Source organism: Rhodococcus sp. MurmanLake-1 (assembly GCF_056945715.1).
On the sequence record NZ_JBWZNF010000003.1, the window covers coordinates 583,591 to 609,947 of the forward strand.

Here is a 26,357-nt window from a genome sequence, read left to right on the forward strand (position 1 = left end):
TCTTCGGTCACCGCGCAAGCACCACATCGGTAGTGCGCACACCTTCACGCTCAGTGCGATCGAGGCCGTCGAGAATTTGTGCCACCGACAACTTCTGGCCGTCGACGATCAGCGTCGCGTCAGGCTCGACGTCCAGCCAGGGAACGAGCACGAATGCCCGTAGATGCGCTCGCGGATGCGGAAGGGTGAGCACGGGATCGGAACTGACGACGCCTTCGCAGTCGACCACGTCCACGTCCAGGCTCCGGGGTCCCCAACGCTGTTCGCGCACCCGGTCTGCAGCTTCCTCGAGAGCTTGCGACCGGCGAAGCCACTCAGCGGCGTCGGCCTCGAGATCGTCGACCACCACCACCGCGTTGAAGAAATCCTGCTGCTCGACGCCACCCCACGGCGCCGTCGAGTAGACCGGTGAGACAGCAACGACGGCGCTGCCCAACCCGTCGACAACGGACTGCAGGTGAGCCACGCTGTCGCCGATGTTGGAACCGATCGACAGAACAGCGCGCGTCATGCCGATCTGGTCCGATGTGCGACGACGGCGACGTCCGCAAAAACCAGCGGAATCGGTGCCGACGGTTTGTGGACCACGACCTCGACGCTCTCGACTCGCGAATCTTTCATGACGTCGTCGGCGATCTCAGCGGCGACAGTCTCGATGAGATCGCGCGACGGGCCGGCGACGATGGCTGCGGCGGCTTCCGCCAACTCGCCGTAGTGCAGGGTCTGGGTCAGATCGTCCGACGCCGCGGCGGGAGCCAAGTCCATCCACACAGTGATGTCGATGAAGAAGTCCTGACCGTCACGCTTCTCGTGGTCGAACACTCCGTGATTGCCGCGAACCTTCAGCCCGCGCAATTCGATTCGGTCCCCCATGTCAGGCCCTTTCTCGTCCACGGTTCCAGGCGTCGACCACGGCAATGGCGTCGAGCGAGGCTTGTGCGTCGTGCACCCGAACTCCCCAGGCGCCCTCACGTGCTGCAAGGGCCGAGACCACGGCCGTCGCAGTCTCGCGGCCACCAGGCGGACGGGGATTGCCGTCGGGATCGCTGAGCAGAGACCCCAGGAACCGCTTGCGGGAAGCGCCGACCAGTATCGGGAATCCGGTCGCGTTGAACTCGGGTAGTGCACGCAACAGGGCCCAGTTGTGGTCGGCGTTCTTCGCGAACCCGAGGCCGGGGTCGAGGATGATCGACGACGAATCGACCCCTGCTTTCAACGCCAGATCGACCTGCGACAGCAGTTCGTCACGGACGTCGCGGACCACGTCGTCGTAGTGATCGGCGCTGCCACGATGGACGTAGTCACCGGCCGAGCGCCAATGCATGAGGATCCAGGGCACTCCGGCGTCGGCCACAACGGATGCCATGTCGGGGTCTGCGCGACCGCCCGACACGTCGTTGACGATGCCTGCGCCCGCTTCGATCGCGGCGGCGGCGACGGAAGCACGCATCGTGTCGACGCTGACGCGAATTCCGGCTGCCACGAGTTCTTCGATCACCGGGGCAATACGGTCCGCCTCGAGTTTCGGATCGACGCGGGTGGCTCCGGGGCGCGTCGACTCGCCGCCGACGTCGACGATGTCGACGCCTATGCGTTGCAGTTCGAGCCCGCGAGCGATCGCCGCGTCACGATCGAGAAATTGACCACCGTCGGAAAACGAATCGGCGGTGACGTTCAGAATCCCCATCACGACCATCCGGGCCGGATCGCTACCTGCAACGGGAGCCGCGGACATCTCGCTCACTTACGAAGGATGAGGTCCAGCGCTTCGGACCGTGAGGCCGCGCTGGATTGCAGGAGCCCACGAACCGCAGACGTGGTCGTGCTGGCTCCAGGCTTGCGGATACCGCGCATCGCCATGCAGAGGTGCTCGGCTTCGATGACGACGATGGCTCCACGCGGATCGAGCTTGCGCATCAAAGCATCCGCGATCTGACTGGTCAGGCGTTCTTGAACCTGCGGACGCTTGGCGTAGAGATCGACGACGCGCGCGAGCTTCGACAAACCGGTGACCTTGCCCGACTTTCCCGGGATGTAGCCAACGTGAGCAACACCGTGGAAGGACACCAGGTGGTGCTCGCACGTCGAGAACATCGGAATGTCTCGCACGAGCACCAATTCCTGGTGACCCTCGTCGAAAGTTGTGTTCAACGCGTCGTCGGGCTCGGAGTACAGACCCGCGAAGATCTCCTTGTACGAGCGCGCAACCCTGGCCGGCGTATCGAGCAGGCCTGGGCGCTCCGGATCTTCACCGACCGCGATCAACAATTCCCGTACGGCAGCCTCTGCCCGCGCCTGATCGAACGGGCGGCCCGTTCCGAGCGACACCAGTTCACTGGCCACATCATTCACCGACAACCGAACTCTCCTCGAGAATTGTTCACAGGTCCCCCGCCGCAGAGCCTAGTGGCGCAAGGTCAGCGGGATCCGTCCGGTCCGTCCCAGCGAGCGGTGCTCGGGCCGTCGTCCTCAGCCGAATGCTGCGGCGGCGGAGTCTGCGGCTGTTCCGGTGCGGGGCTCTGCCACTGGTTTTCGCCGGTCGGGTTTCCCCGGTTCGGATCGGCGAAGGGTCCACCGTCCGGGTACTGCACCGGGTAATCGGGCTGCGCGGGGTAACGACGGCCGGGGTGCGGCTGCTCGGGGTACGCCTGCTGTCCCGGATGCGGCTGACCGTACTGCCCCTGATCGGGCTGGGGCTGACCGTGTTGGGGCTGACCGTACTGGCCCTGCGACTGGTTCGGCGGGGTCGGATTCTGTCCACCGGTGTACCCACCCGACTGCTGTCCGGGGTACGTCGGCGACGGGTTCTCACGCGGAGGCCAACCCGGTGCCGACCATCCGGCGGGCGCTCCGTAATCGGGTGTTCCCGGTTGCGGCGTCTGCTGCGGGGCACTCGGCTGCGGGTACGAGGGCTGTGCGTAGCCGTTCGAGGGCCCCTGGTTGCCGTTGTTGGGGAGACCACCGTTGTTGGGGACACCGCCGTTGGGGACACCGCCGTTGGGTGCACCGCTGTTGGGTGCGCCTGCCTTGACGAGAACAGGTGCAGCAGCGGGCTCCGGCCACGTTTCGCCGCGCTCGATCGCGAGTTCGCGAGGAGTCTTCACCGGCGGACGATCCGAAGGCGTGCGCCCACCGAAATCGTTGAAAGCCGTGATACGCGGACGCTTTTCGACGCCAGCAAGGATCTTCTCGAGGTCCTTGCGAGTCAACGTCTCACGCTCGAGCAGTTCGGTAGCGATGAGGTCGAGCGCATCGCGGTACTCGTTGAGGATGGCCCACGCTTCGGTGTGCGCCGCCTCGATGAGGTTGCGCACCTCCTCGTCGATTTCGCGGGCGATCTCGTGCGAGTAGTCGGACTGAACGCCCATCGAACGGCCGAGGAACGGATCCCCGCCCTCCTGTCCGTAGCGAACCGCGCCGAGCTTGGCACTCATGCCGTATTCGGTGACCATCGCGCGTGCGATCTTGGTCGCCATGTCGATATCGGACGACGCTCCGGTGGTGGGCTCGTGGAACACCAACTCCTCGGCGGCGCGTCCACCCATTGCCATGACGAGACGAGCGATCATCTCGGAACGCGTCATCAAACCCTTGTCGTCCTCGGGCACGGTCATCGCGTGACCGCCGGTGCGACCGCGAGCGAGGATCGTGACCTTGTAGACCGGCTCGATGTCAGGCATTGCCCAAGCAGCCAGCGTGTGACCGCCCTCGTGGTACGCCGTGATCTTCTTCTCGTGCTCGCTGATGATGCGACTCTTACGCCGCGGTCCACCGACAACACGGTCCACCGATTCCTCGAGCGAGGCTTCGGTGATGACGGTCCCGTTTTCGCGTGCGGTGAGCAGCGCAGCCTCGTTGATGACGTTGGCAAGATCGGCGCCCGACATTCCGACGGTCCGCTTCGCGAGGCCTTCGAGATCGGCGTTGGGATCGATCGGCTTGCCCTGCGAGTGCACTCGCAGGATCGCACGGCGACCGGCGAGGTCGGGGGCGCCGACCGGAATCTGGCGATCGAAGCGTCCCGGACGCAGCAGTGCGGGGTCGAGGATGTCGGGGCGGTTGGTTGCGGCGATCAAGATGATGCCGGTGCGATCACCGAAGCCGTCCATCTCGACGAGCAGCTGGTTGAGCGTCTGCTCGCGCTCGTCGTGTCCGCCGCCCAGTCCTGCGCCGCGCTGACGACCGACTGCGTCGATCTCGTCGACGAAGATGATGCAGGGGCTGTTCTGCTTGGCCTGCTCGAACATGTCGCGAACACGCGAAGCACCGACACCGACGAACATCTCGACGAAGTCCGAGCCGGAGATGGTGAAGAACGGGACGCCGGCTTCGCCTGCGACAGCGCGAGCGAGCAGCGTCTTACCGGTTCCGGGAGGGCCGTACAGCAGCACACCGCGCGGAATCTTGGCGCCGAGCGCCTGGTAGCGAGCCGGGTTCTGCAGGAAGTCCTTGATCTCGTACAGCTCTTCGACAGCCTCGTCCGCACCGGCGACGTCGGCGAACGTGGTTTTCGGCATGTCCTTGGTGAGCTGCTTGGCCTTCGACTTACCGAATCCCATGACTCCGCCGCGACCACCGCCGCCCTGCATCCGGTTCATGACGAAGAAGAAGATGCCGAACAGAATGATCATCGGCAGCACGAACAGAAGGATCGACGTCAGCCAACTCTCCTGAGTGACCGTCGTGTTGAACTTGTCCGCTCCGGCGCCTTCGACCTTGTCGAAGATCTGCTCCGACGCACTCGCGGGGTACTTCGCCAGGATCTGCGTCTTACCGTCGGTGGCGTCGTTGCCGTTCTTGAGCCACAGACGAACCTGCTGCTCACGGTCGTCGATCTGCGCCGACTCAACGTTCTTGGCGTCGAGTTGGGAGATCGCGACCGAGGTGTCGACGGTCTTGAAGTCGCGGGTGTCGTTGCTGAAGTAGCTGAAGGCATAGATCACCAACAGCACGACGGCTACGAGTAGCACGTTACGGAACACAGTCTTACGGTTCATACAGGTCGGCCGATGTGGCCGGTCCTTTCGAGAGTGCGGGTCTGCCAGGTCGCCTTCCGGCTGCCAACCGGACACCTGCAGGTTACCGCGATCGGCCCCATCGATGCCCGCCAGCGGCCGTGCCGCTTGGTTGGAACGGTCGTCACTGTGTTCAACGTGCGCATTGCCGATCAGGTTCCCGGGCTACGTCGCAGCACAGTTTCCTGTGAGCGAACATGCTCATAGTGGTTATCGTGCGCTTTTCCGACGCTCGTCCGTCGTTATTCGTCAGGCCGTTTCGGAGAGGATTCCCGCAACAGCGTCAGCGGCGCCCGATTGGTCACCGTCGATGATCCGGTGCGCGAGCTGATCGAGTCGCGCAGACAGTCGCGCCGAGGACTCGGGCACGTCTGCCTGCTTGGCGATGGTGTCGTCGAGATCAGCCAATAAGCCGCCGCCGGCCAGGTGCCTGACGCAGCGCCATGTCTCGGCGAAGTTTCTCGCGGTCCCGTCGTCGGTCAACATCGCGACCCGAAGCGCAGCGTTGGGATTCGACGCCGCCGCCCGAGCCAGGCCGGCCATGATCGCTTCCCTGGCAGCAGTCAGTTCGTCGACGGTTCGGTCTTGCAACCGCACTCCCGAATCCGCAGACCTACCCGCGTCGGGCGTCGGAGCTTCGCGAATCACCGCACCGTTACCGTGCTGGATTTCGACTCTGCCCCGAATCTCGAGGGCCACGAGCGCTTGAGCCAGCGATGCTCGACTGACGCCGAGTTCGGCAGCCAGGCTGCGTTCGGGAGGAAGCCGATCGCCGGGCGAAAGGCCTTGAGCCTCGATGAAATTCGAAATGTGCTCGGCCAACTGCTCATACAGACGCGGACGCTTCAATCGTCCGGGCAGGCCCGAGCGCGAGCCGGGCGATGACGTCGAATTCATGCCTCGGAGTGTACTTGACAAATGGAGCAGTGGCAGAGAGGCTAGGCCAATTCCAAGTGATGCAGACCACAAGCTGGTCGCGAACGGATTGAGAGTTCGATGGCAAATGTCATAGCCCTGTCAGTACTTGTCCTGGTGTTCGTCATATCCACCGTGAGGTCGGTGAACATGGGTGCGCTTGCCCTGGTGGCTGCCTTCGTCGTCGGAACACTGGTCTTCACTGTCGATACCAGCGAGATCCTCGACGGCTTCCCGGCCAGCCTCTTCGTCATCCTGGTCGGCGTCACCTACCTGTTCGCGCTGGCCAGAAACAACGGCACGGTCGACTGGATCATTCACGCGGCGGTCCGTGCGGTCAGAGGACGAGTGGCCCTCGTGCCGTGGGCGATGTTCGCGGTGTGCGCGGCCGTCACCGCCATGGGCGCGGTCAGTCCCGCTGCCGTTGCCATCATCGCGCCCGTGGCGATGGGCTTCGCCACCCGCTACCGGATCCACCCCATGCTGATGGGCTTCATGGTCGTTCAAGGCGCAACGGCGGGCAGCTTCTCCCCTATCGGAATCTTCGGTGTGATCACCAACGACGTCATGCGCCAGAACGGCCTCCCGTCCAGCCCGGCCTTGCTGTTCGTCTCGACCTTCGCAGCCGCGGCCGTTGTTGCCGCAATCGCGTACGTCTCGTTCGGCGGTCGCGCATTGATTGCACGCGGCGCCTCGGAGCGCGTGCTCGTCAGCGCAGTCGGCAACGCGTCGGGCGGTGGCGACACCATCACCGGTTCGGGTTCCGGCGACAGCTCGAAGGGTGGCGGCAAGTCCTCGGGTGGGACCGCTCCGCACGAGGGAGCACTCAATCTCGAGCGGCGACTCACCCTGCTCGGGCTGGCATCACTTGCACTCGGCGCCTTGGTCTTCGACCTCGACGTCGGATTCACCGCACTGACCGTCGCGGTACTTCTCACCCTGATCTTCCCGGCCTCCGCCCGCGGAGCCGTCGACAAGATCAGCTGGGGCACCGTCCTCCTCATCGGCGGAATCGTCACATACGTGGCCCTATTGCAGAACCAAAACACCGTCCAGTGGCTCGGGGATTCGGTAGCTCACGTGGGCATTCCACTTCTCGCGGCGTTCCTGATCTGTCTGATCGGCGCGATCGTGTCGGCGTTTGCATCCACCACCGGAATCCTCGGTGCACTCATCCCTTTGGCAATTCCCTTCCTCATGACCGGCCAGGTCAATGCAACCGGCCTGGTTATCGCACTGGCAATCTCGTCATCTCTGGTCGATTGCAGTCCGTTCTCGACCAACGGCGCGCTGGTGGTGGCGAACGCCGCTCCGGAAGAACGCGACGTGGTGTTCGGGCTGACGATGCGGTGGGGCATGACCATCATGGTGGTGACGCCGATTCTCGCCTGGTTGCTGTTCGTTGTTCCCTGGTCCGTCTGAATCTTCGCTCAAAGAAAGGGAACTCGCGATGAACAGCGAATCCACACTTCTGCGCTCCCTCGACCCCCGCATCTTCGACGATCACGGAGCGGCGGTCAGTTTCGGCGAAGGCGCGACCCTCTCTCGCGCCGACTTGTTGGCCGCCGCCACCGCGGTCGCCGATCGAATCCACGGTGCACAGCGAGTGGCAGTACAAGCCGCCGCCGGCCTCGAGACAGTGGTCGCCGTCGCCGGCGCGCTGATCGCCGGTGTTGCCGTGGTCCCGATCCCACCGGACTCCGGCCCGCTCGAACGTCAGCACATCATCGCCGATTCCCAGGCCGAACTGATACTCGGAGACGGACCGTCGGATTCGAGTATCCCGTTGATTCCCATCGATATTCACGCGCGATCTGCGACGTCCTATCCCGAACCGAGCGCGGCAGCTACCGCACTGATCATGTACACCTCAGGAACCACCGGAGCGCCGAAAGGCGTCGTCCTCTCGCGAGCAGCGATCGCAGCAGGTCTCGACGCACTTGCCCACGTGTGGAATTGGACTCCGGAGGACACACTCGTCCACGGACTGCCCCTCTTCCACGTCCATGGGTTGATTCTCGGCGTGTTGGGCGCATTGCGCGTCGGTTCACCGCTGATTCATACCGTCAGACCAACTCCGGATTCGTATGCCGCAGCGGGTGGCTCGTTGTACTTCGGTGTTCCGACCGTCTGGTCACGCGTGTGCGGTGATCCCTCGGCTGCGGCAGCATTGCGATCCGCGCGCTTGCTCGTGTCCGGAAGTGCACCACTTCCGGTTCCATTGTTCGAGCGGATGAAATCGCTGACCGGATTGGCTCCCGTCGAGCGCTACGGCATGAGTGAAACCCTCATCACCGTCAGCACGACGCACGACGGCGAACGTCGCCCGGGTTGGGTCGGGCACGCTGTTCCCGGAGTCAGGACGAGGTTGCGCGGCGAGAACGGCGAATTGTCGGCGCACGACGGAGAGCAGCTAGGGCAACTAGAAGTTGCGGGAGCCGTGCTCTTCGACGAGTACCTCGGGAACCCCTCGAAGACAGCGGAATCCATGACCGAGGACGGCTGGTTCCGCACCGGCGACATCGCGGTGATCGACGACAGCGGATTCCACCGCATCGTCGGCCGCGAGTCGGTCGACATGATCAAGTCCGGTGGATACCGCATCGGTGCAGGCGAGGTGGAACAGGCACTTCTGGCATACCCCGGTGTTCGCGAGGCCGCCGTCGTCGGTGTGCCGGACGACGATCTCGGCCAGCGCATAGTCGCATTCATCGTCGGAGACGTAGCCGACTGCGCGGTGGTTTCGGACTTCGTCGCCGAATCGCTGTCGATCCACAAGCGCCCTCGTCAGGTTTGTCTGGTGGACAGCTTGCCCCGCAACGCTATGGGCAAAGTCCAGAAGAAGCTGCTGACGACCTAGGCGGTTGGATCAACGGTCGATCCAAAATTATTGGAGCGACCGGTACTTGACCGCTAATGCGAAGTCCGAGTCCTCGATACCTGCCAGGGCAGCCAAGATATCCGCCGAATGGCTTTCCAACACAATTGCTTTGATCGAATCAGAACTCACCTGCGGCTCGACAACCGGTAGGCCTCGCGAGGCGACCGCAGTGGAAGCAGCGATAAGCATCTTGGTTGCTTCCTTCTGCTGCCACGGCGTCAGTGGACGGGTGGTCACCATATCGATTGCGAACGTGGGAATCGGCTCGGCGCACACGGATCTGCCCTCGTCGACTGGTATTCGGCTCGGCCGGTTCAAGGCGATTACGGTCCAAGGCTCACCGGTCAAGAAGTCTTCGGGTAGCTCATGCGCCTTCGCCGCCATCAAGGACACCTGCGCAGAGACGGATGAACCTCGAAACCACCCCCTCCCGACAGTGACGAGCCCTCGGCCTCCGAGATGACGAACCGCAGGCAAGAACTTCGCACTTGTCTGCGGAGTCAGCTGCCCGATGCGATGGCCGTCGACACGGACCTCGACCACCTTCTTTTCCGTCCTCGCAGTGCTCACGTCTAATTCATGCAAAGTGACGAGCAATTCCAGCTCGCCCTCCGGCTCTACAAAATTCCGAAGCACGTCGAAATGGTCGTCGACTTTGGTGACCTGGACAGAGGCGCCAGACGGTAGCAGCGTGTACGGGATCTCAGGTGGTTCGTTGCCTGGTATCAATAGATGCGGTTCACTGAGCTGAATCTCCACGGAGACAGACAACTCCACTGGAGTTCCTGGCGTGTCGTCCCAAGAGTTGCGGTCGTAAGCACGGATCGATGCGGGCACTGTAGGCACCAACCCGCGCTTGATCAGCTCCGCCAAGCGACTGTGGAACAGGATCGCCCGCTCTCGCGCCAAGTAGCCGATCAAATAGTTCGATGCCCTGACCGAGACTGCATAGCGATCATGCGGATTGCCGGGTTCCGGGATGAGTTCCACCGTTCTACGGACGGATGTACCTCCAGGGTCGAAGTCGGAACCCAAAGTCGACCTGATCGCATCGGTATAGGCATGAACACCGACGACTTCCTCGTTGCACCAGTCTCCGCGCCCTCCCCAAAGCGGATATGGACGCCACTGCCCACCAACGTCACTCATTTTCGTTCTACTCCTGTATTTGGTGAGATATGGAGCGCCTGCCTCCGAAAGACCGATTTGTCAACCTATTTCAGGAAGCAACGCACTAGGCTTGCCAGTCCACACCACGACTAAGTTGTCTCTTGCTCGGGTTGCAGCCACATACAGCAGCGACCTCTCCCTTTGAAGCGCGTCGTCACGCTCCCCCTCCGGGAGGGAATCCACCACATAGGACCGTGGAATCGAGTTCTCTCCCACTCCAACGAGAACAACCTTCGCGAACTCCATACCCTTTGCCCGGTGCATGGTCATCACCTGAGGAGTTCCCTTGGCACCTGATGAATTCCGGTCGACGAATGTTGCAGACGTCTCACGTTCACCCAGTGCGCGCGGAAGTGCTTGGCCCTCTTTCTTTGTGGGGACAAGCAAACCGATGGATTCTGCATCCGTACCAGCCGCTGTCCAAGTCTTCACGAGTTTGGCAACGACGTCATATTGCTCGGTGAGGTTCGATACCGAAATCTGTTGGGGTTTAGGCCCACTGCGAGCGGATCGGTACCCCTCGGAAGTCTCCGGCAGATCACCCAGATCGGTGAATTCTGTGCCAGAGAGAATCCCGAGGGCGTAGTGCAAGTTCTGTTCGGTCGTTCGGTAATTGAGCGTCAGGCGACGCGAGCGCCCCACAATGTTGATGCCGTACCGTCCGAGAACAACCCGTTGGCCGTATATCCGCTGATGAGTGTCCTCCGCAAAGAACAGATCATTCTTACCTTCAGATGCGAGGGCTCGAAGGAGCTGAAAACGGCTCGGGCTCAAGTCCTGAGCTTCATCCACGAGCACGTGATCGGCCAGTGCCGACGATCCGTCGCGCAGCACTGCTGCAGCGATGGCAGCTTTCTCGTCGAAGTCGGTCGAACCCGACGCCGCTCCAGATGCTCGGTAGCCGGCGATGACGTCCCACACCGCGTTTCGCTTCGACCGATTGAGTGACACCCCCCGCCCAGAGCGCTTCACACGCAAGTATTCTTCGCGCGTTGTGACAGAGTTCGGCAGAACTACCAAGCTGTACTCCGCTTCGAAGAACGAGTCCACTTTCAACTCATTCGGCAGATCGGCTCCGTAAGCAACGATCGCCTGTTTCCATGCATCGATACCCTGATTCTTGAACACTTGCGCAGTTCGAGGACCGAGAACTGTTGCAACTGCGCCGTTTACATCAGCACCTCCGCCAAGCTGACCTTCGTATTTGTGCAGGACGCGCGAAGCGATGGCGTCGACGCCGGCAATGTAGACACCCGCCTTCCCTATGTCGGCCGCGAGTGTCACGGTGGAATCAAGTTGGCGAAATTGTGCCCGTAGGCTCTCCGCGAGGGTAGCGCCGTAGGTTGTGAGGACGATTCGCGCCGTAGGGTTCTTGCGATGAAGCTCGCGTGCGCGATGGAGAAGGACGACCGTCTTGCCGGTTCCTGCACCGCCAGTCAGACGGAAGGGGCCGTTGATGTCTTTGAACGCATACGCACGCTGTTCCGGATGGAGAAAGATGCGCCATGCGGCGAAATCCGGACGCTCGATAGCTTCGCGAAGCTCGTCGTTGTCCTCGATGAACGCGAATTCCATTCGCGCCGCAGGATGCCGGAGGGCCCTGAGCAGTTTGTCGTCCTCGGTACCGTCGTCGGATTCGACGGTATCGAGCGCGTACTTCTCCTTGACATCTGCCAATGACGTTCCCGTGAAGATGTCGACGAGAGCAGTGCCTTGCCACGTTGCCGGCGCCGTCTCCGCGTACTCAAGCAATGCATCGGGATCGTTGATGTCCAGAGCAGCCGTGGCAAACTCGAGGTCCAGTCCCAGCTCCGTCAAATCTTCAGCTGTGAACTCACGCCGGCGTAAGGATTGTTCAATCGACGGCGTACGGTTTTCGGAAACTGCAACCGGCGCTGAGTAAACCGGCGCTGGAGCTGTACTTTCGACCGGCAGCAGCTCAGCGATACCGTTACGCGGATTGACGGCCATCCTTTGTGTCTGAGCAATCTTGATTGCCTCGTCGTGCGGGTAGGTCCCGATGAACACGTACGATGCGTCCTGGCCGCTACCTTGAACTTTGAACAGAACCGCACGATTGGAGAGGTCCACCCTTCCCGTCCGTGCACGCGGATCAGCCGAGTTGTTGATCGGCTCAATGTGCAGGCTCTTGTTGTCGTCGTTGGCCGACAGCTTCGCCAAAAACGCATAGGTTGCCTTGTGGAGACTCCCATCGATCTTGTCCAGTCCACGTCCGATGACAATCTGAGGCATCTACTCGCCTTTCACTGAATCAATAGTCACAGAAGGCGTCTGTGCAAGACCCTCTGCTTGGACAAGCTCGATTACCTTCTTCGCATCCACTGGGCACAGCGTCCATCCTGCCGCCGACAACCCCTCGCGATCCTCAGCATCGAGTCCCAGATCGACAGCGATTCGCAGTGAAGGCCAGGATATTTCGAGAGGCACCCCGGCGAACTCCTCACCGACCTCCGGAATTGGTAGATCAGACGCCGCCAATCCGGTCACCAGCGGCTGAGCCGCCTGAACCACCTCGTCGTACACCTCACGCCAAGGTCCGGTCAGTGTCACAGATTCACTTGGGCCCCCCGTGACAGACGAGGCGGGCGAACCGAGATTCATCGATGAAGACGCCAGGTGCCGGCGCGTAGTCACGACCGCCGGAAGCGGACGCAACTCGAGCAGGTTGGACCACCGAAGCCATTCCCTCCACAAATCGCGTGTCTCCGTGGACAACGCAGAATCGTCGTCGTCGATGACGACGGCTACCTCTGCATCGTTGGGCGACTTTCCTGCGGGAACCCGCACCGCGATCGCGAATCCTCGGTCTCGCCACGTGATCGTGTCCCCATTCGGATCCGCGACAACACCACCGTCGATCAGCCGTCCCGCGAGCACCACAGGTGCCGCACCGCCGGTCTGAGTTGCCGATGCACTCATTCCCATGATCGCCAGTACTGGGAGCCAATGTGCAAGGTTCCGCCGCGACTGCGCTTGCGGGCTCTGCATCCACGCAAGCAGTAAATCAATGGCGGTGGCGAATACGAGGTCGACAGAACTCTTGGCAAGCTGATCACCCGCCATCTGCAGCAACCCCGGGACGTGCTCGGCGGCCAAGATCGGTGACGTCGATGGCTTACCCTCGAGATCTTGATGCGTCACGGCGACGACTTGGTAGCCACCGTCACGTAAGTTACGTCGTTTCTCCGCATCGTCCGCAAGCCGATTTTTCGAAGGACTGGCATGGAATTGCCATCCGTCGGTGAAGATCGCGGTCGGAGGAACACCCGGTGTTGCTGACGTCAGAACGAAGTCCGGCTTGCTTCCCAGGATATTTTCCTGAGGCCTCAAACTCCATCTGTTGGATGATCCAAGCGCCACGTCCCACGCGACGCCTCTGTCGGTCGGTTTCTCGACGATCGTCGCACCAAGCGCCCGGAGGCGCTCGGCAAACACGACCCGGAAGCGCCGTTCGAGGTTCGACTCCAGATCGACCATAGGCGGTTCATCCGAAGTTATGCTCCACGGCATCGCATCCGGAATCGGACTGTTGTCGTCCGTTGACACCTCCCGGCCGAGCAACAGCGACCGCAGGTGACGTGCAGCAGCACTCCGCGACGTGAATTTGACCTCGGTGAACGACGCGAACGGTAGCAGACACTTTTCGCAGGCAAGCTTCCCTTCGTGCTGGCATTCGCACGATACGACGACAGCGTGCGCCCTTCTCAGCACGTCCCAAATGGTACTGGGATCGGAAAGATCAGCGAGGTACCCCGTACCTCCGGGGACGATGTCATGCAGCAGCAGACCGGGTCGGTTTTCGCCGTTCACGGCAGGATCGACCACAGCCACGATCTGCAGATGATCCGGGTCACCGCCGATTCGTTCACGCAGCCCAAGTAGCAGCGCCGCGGACAGGGATGGAACTGCAAAGGAATCGCCCCACGTCACCGATGGCGGCAACCGCAAAACCAGTCCTTCGGTGGTCAATGACCGCGCCAATGCAATCGAGAGCGTCGACTCTTCCAATGCCTTGCGATACGAACACCAGGGACGGTGTTCACTCGGCGAGTTGCGCCGCGTGTCCGTGTCGAGCTTTCCGCATTCCGAGCACACCCGAAACATTGCAGACTCGATCTCGCCGCCCGCGAGAATCCGCGACGACCCACCGCTACGGCTGCCTCCGGTATTGATCCATCGGATCGTCATCGAACGACGATGTGTCGCTCCGAAGCCGAGTCCTTCGACGAACCAACGGCGGGTAAAGGAGGTCGGGTCGATATCCGCAGCAGTAATGATCGTGAACGGGTTACGGATTCGTTCTTCTTTGCCGTCGTCGATAGCCGCTTCTTCACGTCGAACGACGGCCGACACACTCGAGAGTTCTACGACGGGGAGGCGCTGGCCGATATCCGCAATTGCTGCTGTTCCACAACGCGGACATGTCGCCGGAGGCTGCGCACCGTCCCCCAGGTCGGCGATGAAACCGCAAGCGGGACAGCAAGCCCACTCGTGCACAGCGTCGCCCTCGGCGCCGAGGTCGACGGCGTCGATGGCAATTGCGAATCCACTTGCGTAGAAGGTAGATCCGGGTGCGAAGTCGCGTAGCGCCTGGGCGGATCCTCGGGTGAGCTCGAACTCGGTGTGTTCGAATTCCTGAGTCTCAGGATGTATCCAGTTGACGGAGACCGAGAGGGTCACCGAATCGTCGAGCAACGTGTAGTTGGGAAAAAGCCCGAACGCTTCCAGTGCACTGATCCAGTATTCGGACCGCAGGGACGCAAGTTGCGTGCCGACCAGTCGCTGGGCGGCGAGAGCGGTACGGTACGCAACTTTGTCATCATCGGTGGCCACTGTGCTGTGCGCTGCTGCATGAAGTTGTGGAACAACCGCGTCCACTGCCTTCTTTCGGTGCTGCAGCGTCTCGATCCGTTGATTCCATTCCATCGACGCGCTATGGCACCGGGACGCCAATTCGCTACTCTCGGGCCCACTCTGAGGTGTGGCGAAGTCGCGCAGTCGCTCGACTACCTCGCCGTCCAGCGATTGAAAACCGGCCACGAACTCGTCCACATAGAGCGTCGAGTGTGATTCGGCATCGGATATGAGAGTGCCCAAGTAGGTTTTCGGTCCGGTCGACCCGAGAGCGTCAGGGGTGGTTCTCGGATGTGGCACATTCTTCAGGCGTGCCAATCGATCGGCGACCGAAGCGATGAACTGCCGACGAAGAATCTCTTCAGCATCCAGATACGTTGCCGGCGGTCTGACTGCGCCGTTGATCGTCGCGTCCGGATTGGCAAAGCGTGGCAGTTGATCGCCACGTGCGGTCACATATGCCAAGGCAAGCGCATTACCGGTCAGTCGACCTGCACGGCCGACTCGCTGTAGATACGACGCGACGGAGCGCGGGAGCGATGACAGCATCACTGCCGACAGATCACCGATATCGATGCCCATCTCCAGTGTCGGCGTCGCGACAAGTACATTCGGCGCGTTTGGCGGCGGATTGGTTTCTTTGAACTGTGACTCGTACTCCAAACGCTTTTCGTCGGGCAACAGCGACGTGTGCTCACGCGCGACAACTCGACGAATGTCGGTAACGGTGTACATCTGTCGATAGAAGTTGTCATCGATACGCCGGCGTTCAAGGGTGCCTGCACAAGCCGCAATCAGGCACGGACCACCAACAAGTTGATCAACGGTGTCGTGGCCGCTGATGATCGAATCTCCGCAGTTGCTACACCCCAGCGAGACCGTCTTGTCGGAAATCTCACTATCGGAGATCGGACGAGCGACAACCGAATCCGGCGTCAAATGGAAGGTACGAGTTCCACTACCGCCTGCCAACTCGCCTACGACATCGCGATGCCGTAGACGCTCGAACAGCAGTCGGCTGAGGACTGCCCCCTCGGCTGGACTGACGGCAAGAGCTTTTGCCGTCCAGCTTGCGTACCAACCGCGGGCAGACGCCACTGGCTCGAAGTCGCTGTCGCGACGGTTGACCGTGCCGAGTACGGGGAAGCCCGGTGCGGAGTTCCCGCGGCCAAAACCTGGCATTCCTTGACTTCGTTTGCGGCCTCCGGTGATCCACCACCGGTTGCCGTCGTCGGTCCGAAACTTCTCGAACCATTCGTGCGCGATCGCGCCTCGGATTCGCATGTGCTCCAAGGTTCCTCGAACCCAACGAACCAACTGTGCATCGGTGTACGTGTCCAATGCCAGTTGCACGTCCTGCCCGTCGAGCACCTCTCGTGCACAGAGCAGCAACACCGAAGGCGAGACATCGACCTCGGCAAGGGCCGTCCCCGTACGCGTTAATGTTCGACCGACGCCGGCACGTAAACCGAATTCCATCGCTATGTCAAGTTGAAGTCGCTTGGTGACAAAACCACTCAACGTCGCCGAAGCTCGACTCAGGCGCGCGGTACTCCAAAACTTCGAGAAGTCGTCCCGATCGGCGAGTTCAGGAGGCAGGAGTCGGTAGCGCTTGGCGCGGTCGTTGCCCGCCATGGTGATCATCTTGTGGGCGAGAGCGTCGAGGTTGGTGTCGCCGTCCTCGAGTGCCTGACGGATCAACGTTCGTAGCGTGAGAGCCCTGGATCGCGCCTGAACGAAACCGGCGCGATGTGCCGCGTCCTGAACACTGTCAGTGAAGACCAGCGCACGCTTCTCTCGCGGATCAAGGCCGGGGGTGCCGAACAGTGTCGAGAGCGATACCGACAGCATCGTCGCGATCGCGGAACCGAGAAAGCGGATTCCGTCACGTTGACGGCAAGACGGGCACACATCTCGAATCGAATCCTCACCGGCGGTGTCGCCGATGTTGACCAACACGGGCACGGCGCCTCCCTCGGCAACAACCGATTCGGCAGGCCGTTGTCGAGTGATGCGACGATCGTCGACTACCAGCCATGAAAGCTCGGACGCAGAAGCAGGTTTCGACGGAGCACTCGAGTCCGATGTCGAGTCGACCGCGGTCTCCCCTTCTACCGGTGCATGGATGAGAGCCCGGAAGCGGTCATCGTCAGCGAGCTTGCGACGCCGGATTGTAGAGTCGTCGACGTCGAGATCCGTGCCGGTAGGTGCGAGTAGAATCCCCCAACCGGATCGATTGCAGTGCCGGCAGTAGAGCGCGGGAAGGTACGGAGCCGCGAGTGAATCGTCATGAAAATCGTCGCTGAGCAGTAGACCGTCGTCGCCCCAGGCGAACTGGGGCGCCCCCGATGCTGCCCGATCCAGCCGGGTCAGCTCCCGAACCCAGAGATGAACGTCCACCGATGGTGCGGTGCGTCCCGAAACCGCACGCACGTGGCTGAGAGTAGTGACCAGCGCTCGTAGGGCCTGGGCTCTGATGTTTGGGTCGATGCGCGCGAGGTCTGACGCGAGGGACTCGTCTGTGCCCGCAAACAACGCAGGATCGGGTAGGTCGAGAATGGGTACTGCAGATTCGCAGCGTTCGACAATTCGATGAAATACTGGATGCGCTCGAATCAAATCGAGGCCGAGACCATCAATCGCGTCGTCTTCGAATCCATTCGGCACCCTGTAGAGCGACCGAAGTGCAGCCCGCGATACGTCAACAGGATCAGTCACACTGGAAGCAGATGCGAGCTCTCGAAGTCGTTTCTCGTCAATTTGTGCAACGGTGATCCCGGTTTCAGCGATTCGCGAGGCAGCACCATCTGACCACTCCTGCAATGATTCTCGAGATTCGGTGACCACCGATTCAGCCGTGAATTCGTCACCGAAGACCGTGCGGGCAAAATCGAGCATGGTCGAGGAGTCATTGCCGTCTCCCAGAGTCGCCGACGTCGCGATCGGCGTGACGCGTCCTAGTGGGCGGGCGCGGTCTTCGTCGGAGATGCCGGTGTCACCGTCAACCCAATAACTCTTGAGAGTCATTCCGAGACGGCGCAACAGCATTGATACGTCCGTGCCCTGAGCGCCATCATAGGTGTGAAATTCGTCGAGAACCAGATATTGAAGGCTGTGAGCACTCTGTCGCCACAGTTCTGCATCAACCGGACGGAGCAACAGCTGGTCAAGCATTTTGTAGTTGGTCAGCAGAATGTCCGGTGCGACGCTTCGGATTACGTCCCGGTCGCTGATCAGTCCGTCGGGGCCGACGGTCGTCCGGGTTGCACCAGCTTCACCGGTGTAGAGCGCGGCTGTGATTCCGCCGAGCTCCTTGTGCTCGGTGATCAAACCGGCGAGGCGCTGCGCCTGATCATTTGCCAGCGCGTTCATCGGGTAAAGAACGATCGCCTTGGTGCCAGTCACGCCCTGGCGTTTAGCACGCAGAACGTGATCGAGAATTGGGTAGAGGAATGCTTCGGTTTTTCCCGAACCGGTACCCGTCGTAACGAGAGTGGGCAACGGCCGCGACTTGTCAGGTCCTAGGTTCGCGCTACTGAGCCGCGCGAACGCGGCGGCTTGATGGCCGTATGGCGTGAATCCTTCGTACCATTCCAGCGAGTCTCGCCAGCCGTCTTCGGCAGGCCGAAATGGCATGCGCAGCCGCAGATATGGTCCGCGAAACATCCCGGTTGAGGGATGCTCGAGAAACGCATCCAATTCACGTCGTGCATCGGGGTCCGCAAGTGCGAAAGTAGTGCCGAGGTAGTCGAGCAGACTGGCAGTGATGCGCTCGGCCTGCGAGAGCGGCAGAAGTTCAGAGGCCATCAGTTGGTACCCACTGCCGTGCCGCCCGTAATACCAAGTCGACGTTCGAATTCCGCATATGCCTCACGCATGTCCGCTTCGCGGTCCAGGAATTGGAACGGCAATTCGTAGGTGTACGTGTTGCCGGCCGGGTTTGTGGCAGTGCGTTCGTCCTCGCTGATCGCGTCGCCCTTCTTGCGCCACACACTGAGGACTTCATTGGGCACGAGTCGACCATTGATGTCGTAGAGGTATGTCTTGCGGTCGTATCCATAGAGCACCGGGAATTGTGTGCGGTAGATGGTGCACAATTCGTCAGCGGTTAATCCGAGCCCGAGCGCTACAAGCGCATCGATCTCAACCAAAGCCTGGCGACGATCAGCAGCAATGCGCAACGGGGTTTCAATCGTCCACTCGGAACCTACGTCACCCAAGGGCTTCCTCAGTGAATGATCAAAACCGCCAGTCCAGAAGTCCACTTGCATGTCATCGGCGTAACACAACTGCCAAAGGTCTCCATAAGCCTTTGTCAGGCAATTCAACCTGAGGGCCCTAAGGCGGAGAAGTCGCCGGATGACTGGGCTCGGAACAAATGGCAAACGTTCCACCGACGAAAAGCGGATGTTCGCCTTTGGAGCAGATCGGAGCGCAAAGTCCGCAATCAGGGACGACATTACCGCCACACAATTTCCCAGTTGATTTTCGTCCATCGGGGTGGCGGAGGATACTCCGTCGATATGCGCAGTTCCGGGAGGAACGAGCGCAGGAATCAGTGTACGTTCTCCGGTATTTGCAGCCATTTTTCTCCATGCCACTCGATAGCAATCCCGAGCCCGAACAGTCTGCAAGATTCCGTTCTCGTCCTCGACTTCCCACGAGGTGTAACCCCCGTCGTACCGCGCCCGTCCACCCACCGGTTTGTACGATGTCGCGGGAATGGCCTCTGCAGCGAGCGATTCGAGATCAGCGCTGGACCAGTCGAGGTTATTTCTCATCGTTTTGTTGGGAGACTTGTAGAACGGAGTGCTGACATGCATGTGCGGGCCTTGCAGGATCACCTCATCCCAGCTTTCAGGCACCCCCCACTCCGAATCAAAGAAACCCCTTGTTCGATCGTTCTTTTCGTGCCAGCCACTTGAGAATTGCAAACCTAAGTCCCCAATTCTGGGAGAACTTGCAAGCTTCTCCAAGGCGCTAGCCGCCGATCGGTTAACCGTGTACACCATTCGCGTTTGATGGATGGGCGTTTCTGGTGCCTCTAGAACGTCTTTCCAAGATTGCAACACTGCATCGTCTACTTCGATGATACGACCCTTGTGTGGCCGAAGATCCCAATTGCCTTCCGGGTCCTTCAAGCCAGGTTCGGCACCCGATCCGTCGTGCACGAGCGACCTCTCGACGGTATCTGGGTGATAGAGAGACGCGCCCGACATGAAGACTGGATCTCTTGCTGCTCCATACACATGGACACCGAAAGATACATGGTGATCGATCTCGTACAACGTCAGCTCGTTCACGAATTGCCAATGGCGCCTCAGCCGTCTGTATGACGCTTGGCGCAGAAGCCCAGCCTTCTCGTCTGTGAAATGCGATTCCGGGTGAATCAGGGTAGCGACACCGAACTCTGACTTATTACGCCAGGTCTGCTCCATAAAGCATCGATAGAGATCAGGCTGAAGTCCCACAAGATGTGGGTACTGCCTAGCATCACCGACGAACACCGCAGTTGCTGCAACATCCGATGTACCACCAAGAACCAGGTCACTGACATTTTCAATCTCGAGCGTGGCCTCGCGCTTTGCCTTGTACTCCGATTGAGTCGCCTTGACGGCCAGCTGAAACCAGGGATCGCCCTCAGAGAGGAGTGCATCGACGTCCGATCTTGGGCGCACCCACGGCGGGTTACCGACTTGGAGGTCGAAGCCTCCTCGAGAGAAAACAGGCGCGAAATCGAGTTCCCAATGGAAGAAGCCTTGGCGAGCGGCCACGCGCTCCGCAACCACCAGCCAGGGCGAGTTCTTCTTCAGCTCATCGACTTTGGCAGCTTTCGCAAAGAGCAACTCGTTGGACTCAACGGCCTCGAGCTCATCCCAGGACTGAATTGTGAACAAATTGAGCTGCCCGTGCTTCTTCTCCGGCTTCGACTCTCCGATGGGAGTGCCGAGTAAACCGGTCAAAGTTTCGATCCACTGATCCAAGGTCGGAGGCTGTACGAGATCGTCATTGACCGTTGCGTCGTCGTCGACCAGCGGCCAGAACCACAGCGCGCACCATGCGTCCATGACCCGACGCAAACGCCGATACGCGCCATTCTCGTCTGCCAACGACGCTTCGATCAGATCGCGCGTGACAACGGTTTCTGCGCTCTCGGTTTCACGTCCCCACACTGGAATCGGCCGACGGATCTCCCTCTCCGCGATCTCGAGCCGCTTGTGTGCCAGCAGCCACAATGTCTCCACACGGCCGGCGAGCTCTTTAAGTTTGCGAACCTGGGCAGTTGTCGGCTGGGGCTTGAGCTCTTTCCGCCATGTCTTCAGATCAGCCAGAGCGTCCGGCGCGAGCTCTTTTGCTTCCTTGGCCTCGACGGTCGAACCCCAGCCGCTGGTCGGCACCAAGAAGTGGTGGACACCGTCCACTACGTCAATCGGCTTGCCCAGCAGGTTGTCCGCAAGGCGAACGTCGATCGGCGTGGCATCGAGCCATCCCCGAGACTTCAATTGCCCACTCGGAATAAGAGCACGCCTGGCACCGATGAGTGAATTACCACGCTTGAGATGCAATCCGAACCACGGCGCATCAAGATCGCGCGCCATGGTGTCCAACCATAGCGAGATTTCGGCGAACTCAACCGCAGTTGCATTGAGGTCCACGCCGTACACCTGATGAAGTGCTATGTATGCCTTTGCACGTTGCAGTTCAGTTGGGTACTCCTCAGGGTCAATACGCATGCCCAGCTCACGCTGCCGACGTGTCAAGTACTGATCGGCTAGCTGGCGTACTGCTTCGATAGCGAAAGCGCCTGACCCCAGAGCAGGTTCACACACGGTGAGACCAAGAATCTCCTCGGCGGAAGTGGTCCTTCCATGCTGATCGAGCAGTTCTTCGAGGGCCTGCCCCACCGTGAACTTCGTCAGCACCTCAGGGGTGTAGTACGAGGCGGATTGCTGACGTTCGCGGCCTGCCAAACGAAACACGAAGGTGCCCTGCTCATGTCGAACTTTTGTCGGCTCCCCGGTGAGCTCATCCTTCACAGTGACGAAGTCGGACTCGGCGATGCCGTCGATTCGCCCCTCCGGCACCACCCATGATCCTTTGGAGGAATCCCCGTTCTTCGCAACCTCGTACAGCGCGTCCTTCGCGAAGAAGCCTGTGTAGCTCATCAATCCCTCGTACACCGCGCCGAGCTGATTGATACCGAGATCTGCATAGGAAATGAAGCCGCGATCTCTTCCCCGAGATTCTTTGCTCAACAACAGATTCCGAAGCACCTTCTGCACGGCAGAATTGCTCAGCTTGACTTCGTTGACGAAAGCCGTTGCGATCGGCCGAAATAGATCGGCCTTGAGGTGTCTGAAGGTGAGCCCTTCAGTTCTCGATGCATCACCGGACAATCCGTCGTGACCTATGTCGACAAGTTCGAACAAGGTGTGCAACGAATCGTGGAAATGCGTGCCGTTCTCGGCCCGAGGTGTGACCAGCTCGACGAGTAGCAGCTCTCGCAGGCGATCAAGACTGTAGCCGCGCTCATACGTCTGCTCACCGGTGGGTAGAACACCGAGCTCGGGCCGGGCCTCGGCGTACAGCAGGAACAAGATGCGGTACAGGTATCGAAGCGCTTGTCCCGCAAGCTCTTGCGCGTCCGAATCTGCCAGTGGAGCCAGTCCTTGCACGGCTCGCCGAGTGACGACGTCGTTGGCGATGAGTTCGATCGACAGCCGAACGCCCTCGCGTAGGTCCTTGGACACTCCCACGGTGTGCTTGGCGGACTCGTCGATCACCCCGGCCCACCAAATACTACCTTCGGCATCGGGAGCAAGCGAGTCGGCCGCCAGGCAGGTTAATGCTCGGTCCGTCTCACCACCTCGTTTGTCATCATTTCGCTCGCAGATCAGCTGCAGGTCGACGGCGAGGTAGCGACCTTCGAGCCAGCGGCTTCGTTCGGTGATCAGGGCCAGGGACCCAGCGAGAACAAGAATGAACTGTGGACCGTCTTCCGCCGTCGACAGGTGGGACAGCAATTGAGCCACTGAAGCCAGGTCTTCGCCGGGAACGTCCTCGTCGCCAGTCCTGAAATCTGTTCGCAGCGTCTTCTCGTCCTTGGCGATCAACTGCTCGACGCTGAGCTCCGCCCTACCTTCGACGATCACCAACGGTGCAGGCCCGGTCAATCCGCGAGTACGGACCGCAAGCGCAGGCCCCGATTCGGTGTCGGTTCCACCAATACGCACAATCTCCCAGCGCACACCTTCGTACCCGAGTATCGAGCGAAGGTTCGAGTAGAGCTCACTCAGCGTCTGCTGGTCCGCAGCTTCACCCAAGCCCAAGAAGTCTCGCGTCAGATCACCACGTTGCGCCGTGAAACGCGAACGCGCAGTTAGTTGCCCGTCGGCCTTTTCGGACTCCCATTGCTTGCGTCGATCGATCACTCGTGCGTTGAACGACTGAGATGTCGCGTCGGTGGTGAAGTAATGCTCGCTGACAAAATCCTCGCCGACGATCAGGGCATCAGATGTTGAACTCACTAGAGACTCTTCCCTGTCGTCGCTACACTCTGATTCGTCGAACCGCCCGGGACCGCAACGAGTAGCGGACGGACAAGTCGGCGGTCGGGATTCATGGATTGGGCGACTTCTCGCTCGTGTGACACTCGATCTGCCCGTTGACGTAACTCGTCACGTTGGATCAGCGCGTCAGCTTCGTGGGTCCACCGTTCTGCACGTGAAGTCCATTCACTCACTCGTTGCCGAGTCTCGTCCCTGATCGCGCCTGCGTGTTCTTCGGCTGCAGAATCTGCGGCACGAACGGCTGCAGCAACCAATAGCTGCAAGGCTTCGACGCTGCCGAGAGCGGCGGTGTTGATATCAGCGAGGCCAAGTGCCGCAATTGCATGAGCCGCGCTCGGGTGCGGAGATGCGAGACCGAAACTTGGATTGTTCACATCGGGGAACGCCACGGTGTAGAACGACGCAGCGACTACCTGCCCACGTGTATTCGTTTGCGTTACCTGGACCAGCACCGTCGTATCCGGCACTGCCCCGCAGACCGCGAAAATCTGCCGTCGACCCAGATCTGCGAGCGACCGATCTGCAGCCCAATCAAGAATCGGATGAAGGGGCGCAAGGAAATGCGCCTCGGGCCACGTCGACGTCGACTCCCCTGCCCGCGCAGCGCGCAGTTCTTCCTCGCCCCGCAGTGCTGTGAGCGCCAGCTTGTAAGTCTCGGTGACCGACCGCGCCCGAAGATACGACTGCGGCAGAACCTGCAATCGCTGCTTCAGGTCACGCGGCGGTGTTAGACTGGCAATCGATTGCGCCTTGTGCACAGTCCAGGACACACCATTCGGCGCTGGTTTACTCGGCGTTCCGACGAACTCCTCCAAGGCATCAGAAAGATACTCGAACTCGGACGAATACAAACTGGTAGATGCCTCGCCGCTTGTCGGCGGCTCGGTGGGCGATGACGATGCATCGAGGCTTTCACTGGCAGCACCAATTTGGGCAAGAAGGCCACTGAGGCCACCGCCTGAGGTCACCTGATCGACGGTCTTCACCACGGAATCCAGGGACTTCTCGCCGGCGAGAACCTGACGAATGGCCTCTTCTTCCGCTGCAACGTCGTAAGTTCCCATCAGCGAAGAAGATTCGCCCAGGGCCTTGTGCGCCTCGTGTTCTCGCTCCACCAAACGCGTCAGAACTCTCACGTCACCCGCAAAGTGCTTCGTCGACGGTGTCAATAGCAAGGTCACAATCCGAGGGCGATGCCGTTGCCCGTACCGATCGATGCGCCCGTTGCGCTGCTCGATTCGAATCAGGCTCCAGGGAATGTCGTAGTGCACCATGTCGTGACACTGCGAGTGTAGGTTGACGCCCTCGGACGCAACGTCACCCGTGACCAGAATTCGAATGGGTGATGACTCGAGTTTGAATGATTCGACGATGTCCTGCTGCTCGACGTCGCTGAGTCCACCGTGCAATACCGTCACCTGACCAAGGTCGCGCCCCTCGGTGAGAGTCATCTTCAGGTCCTTCGAGACGGCCTGTGCAAGTGCCTTCAGCGTCGCGACGCGCTCCGCAAACACGACAACGCGGGTGTCGCCGTTCTTTTTGACGCCGATTTCCGCAAGATAGTCGAGGAGCTTTCTGTACTTCGCAGACTCGCGCAGTGGTGTGGCGGCCACCAACTCGCCGAGATGATCGAGCGCCGCGATTTCCCTTGCTGCACTTGCATCCTCCGGGTCCAACCGCTTTCGTCGTTCGACGATCGACTGCGTCAGCGCATCCGGAGACGAAAGGAATGCTTTCGCGAGCACCCACGGAAACAACCGCTTCGAACCCGAATACGGCGACTGCCCCTTTTCAGGCCAGAGCCACACATCTTCGAGTTCGCGGGCTACTGCGTCTTCAGCGGCCGAGGCATCCACCGTGATATTGCGTGGTGGTTGACGTTCCGCCCAATCCGAGCCGACTTCGCTGGCAACATCGGGATGATGGCGATGGCGACGAATGACAAGCTTTTTGACCTGCTCGGCATCCAACTCACCTGACGGGGACACGGCACTGGGGTCCAACATGCGAATCAGCTCGGCGAACGATTCGGCACGACCGTTGTGCGGTGTTGCCGACGCAAGAATCAACGCGTCAGTCCGCGACGCCAACAGCCGGGCGAGTCGGTTGTTTTGAGCGGCAACATTGGTGACGTTGTGGGATTCATCGATGACCACCGCGTCCCACTGCTGCTTACGAAGGTGGTTGAGGTAACGGTCGCTCTTGAGGGTGTCGATGGAGATGATCACCCGTTTGTAATAAGTGAACGGGTTGCGCGTAGCAGGCAGTATCTGTCGAATGCGTTGAATCCCAGCAGAATCCAACCGGACGAACGGCAGAGCAAACCGAGTCCACAGCTCCATCTGCATCTGCTCGAGTACGTGTTTCGGAGTCACGACAAGGATGCGATCACCACGACCACGCCGGACCAGTTCCGACAGAATCATCCCGATTTCGAGTGTCTTCCCGAGACCGACAGCATCGGCAAGCAGTATGCGCGGGCGAAGGTTGTCAGGATCGAGTGCCTGACGAACAGCCTTGTACTGGTATTCGAGCGGTCGGGCAAGTGCCTTGTGCGCAGTCGTGAGGCTGGGATCGGCAATCGCCACCGGGGTCTTGCGGAGCATCGATTCGAGCCACAACCGTGATCTACGGAATTTATCCGAGGTATCGGCCACCACCGTTACGTCGGTGGGATCGACCGGCACAATTTCATCCAGTGCAGTCGAAAACGATGCCTCTGTGTCGCGCACCAAGTCGGAGAGACCCAACACATGCACTACGTATCCGTCTGACGTCGGTTCGACGGAGGACACCAACCATTCCTCATCCCGAACCTCCACTATCGAGCCGGGAGCAACGTTGAATGAATACTCGCCCCCGGCTGCTGAGCCGACGACTGGGGTAGCGCTGATTGTCACGCGTGGTGGTCCTCTCACTTCGGGCCGTGCC

General features: G+C 60.6%; 13 protein-coding genes. 2 read left to right on the plus strand and 11 right to left on the minus strand.

Features of this window, described 5'->3' with window-relative positions; translation table 11 throughout:
- Positions 1 to 7: 7 nt before the first annotated feature.
- The 6 genes from folK to AC2ETI_RS12710 form a co-directional block, all read right to left on the minus strand.
- Positions 8 to 511, minus strand: a complete 504-nt coding sequence (gene folK, locus AC2ETI_RS12685; RefSeq protein WP_483633982.1) for a 2-amino-4-hydroxy-6-hydroxymethyldihydropteridine diphosphokinase — start codon at positions 509 to 511, stop codon at positions 8 to 10.
- Entirely contained in the window at positions 508 to 873 is a 366-nt protein-coding gene (gene folB, locus AC2ETI_RS12690; RefSeq protein ID WP_003945780.1) for a dihydroneopterin aldolase, read from the minus strand. Before folB ends, folK begins: the two co-directional genes overlap by 4 nt.
- A 1-nt stretch (position 874) precedes the next feature.
- On the minus strand, positions 875 to 1,735 hold the full coding sequence (gene folP, locus AC2ETI_RS12695; protein WP_029254407.1) for a dihydropteroate synthase: 861 nt from the start codon (positions 1,733 to 1,735) through the stop codon (positions 875 to 877).
- 5 nt (positions 1,736 to 1,740) lie between these two features.
- Positions 1,741 to 2,358, minus strand: coding sequence for a GTP cyclohydrolase I FolE (folE, locus tag AC2ETI_RS12700; protein ID WP_019746783.1), 618 nt, complete (start codon positions 2,356 to 2,358; stop codon positions 1,741 to 1,743).
- 59 nt (positions 2,359 to 2,417) lie between these two features.
- Positions 2,418 to 4,997, minus strand: coding sequence for an ATP-dependent zinc metalloprotease FtsH (ftsH, locus tag AC2ETI_RS12705; RefSeq protein WP_483633983.1), 2,580 nt, complete (start codon positions 4,995 to 4,997; stop codon positions 2,418 to 2,420).
- Between the two features lie 267 nt (positions 4,998 to 5,264).
- Entirely contained in the window at positions 5,265 to 5,912 is a 648-nt protein-coding gene (locus tag AC2ETI_RS12710) for a FadR/GntR family transcriptional regulator (RefSeq protein ID WP_007727006.1), read from the minus strand.
- A gap of 99 nt (positions 5,913 to 6,011) precedes the next feature.
- On the opposite strand from AC2ETI_RS12710, the gene AC2ETI_RS12715 reads away from it, so the two are divergent.
- Both AC2ETI_RS12715 and AC2ETI_RS12720 read left to right on the plus strand, forming a co-directional pair.
- The gene (locus AC2ETI_RS12715) at positions 6,012 to 7,352 is read left to right on the plus strand and encodes an SLC13 family permease (protein WP_003945503.1); all 1,341 of its coding nucleotides are present in this window, start codon (positions 6,012 to 6,014) and stop codon (positions 7,350 to 7,352) included.
- Between the two features lie 28 nt (positions 7,353 to 7,380).
- A complete protein-coding gene (locus AC2ETI_RS12720; protein ID WP_483633984.1) occupies positions 7,381 to 8,790 on the plus strand; it encodes an acyl-CoA synthetase in 1,410 nt (469 codons plus the stop codon).
- Positions 8,791 to 8,817: 27 nt separating this feature from the next.
- Here the strand turns inward: AC2ETI_RS12720 and AC2ETI_RS12725 are convergent, their stop codons facing one another.
- The 5 genes from AC2ETI_RS12725 to AC2ETI_RS12745 form a co-directional block, all read right to left on the minus strand.
- Positions 8,818 to 9,960 (minus strand): hypothetical protein, encoded by a 1,143-nt coding sequence (locus AC2ETI_RS12725; RefSeq protein ID WP_157092627.1) that lies wholly within the window; start codon positions 9,958 to 9,960, stop codon positions 8,818 to 8,820.
- A gap of 60 nt (positions 9,961 to 10,020) precedes the next feature.
- Positions 10,021 to 12,234, minus strand: a complete 2,214-nt coding sequence (locus AC2ETI_RS12730) for a 3'-5' exonuclease (RefSeq protein ID WP_483633985.1) — start codon at positions 12,232 to 12,234, stop codon at positions 10,021 to 10,023.
- Entirely contained in the window at positions 12,235 to 18,663 is a 6,429-nt protein-coding gene (locus tag AC2ETI_RS12735; protein WP_483633986.1) for a DEAD/DEAH box helicase, read from the minus strand.
- Positions 18,663 to 22,640: an Eco57I restriction-modification methylase domain-containing protein gene (locus AC2ETI_RS12740; protein ID WP_483633987.1), complete on the minus strand. Its 3,978-nt coding sequence runs from the start codon at positions 22,638 to 22,640 to the stop codon at positions 18,663 to 18,665. The genes AC2ETI_RS12735 and AC2ETI_RS12740 overlap by 1 nt, the downstream gene beginning before the upstream one ends.
- A 743-nt stretch (positions 22,641 to 23,383) precedes the next feature.
- Positions 23,384 to 26,326, minus strand: a complete 2,943-nt coding sequence (locus AC2ETI_RS12745) for a helicase-related protein (protein ID WP_483633988.1) — start codon at positions 26,324 to 26,326, stop codon at positions 23,384 to 23,386.
- Positions 26,327 to 26,357 lie beyond the last annotated feature (31 nt).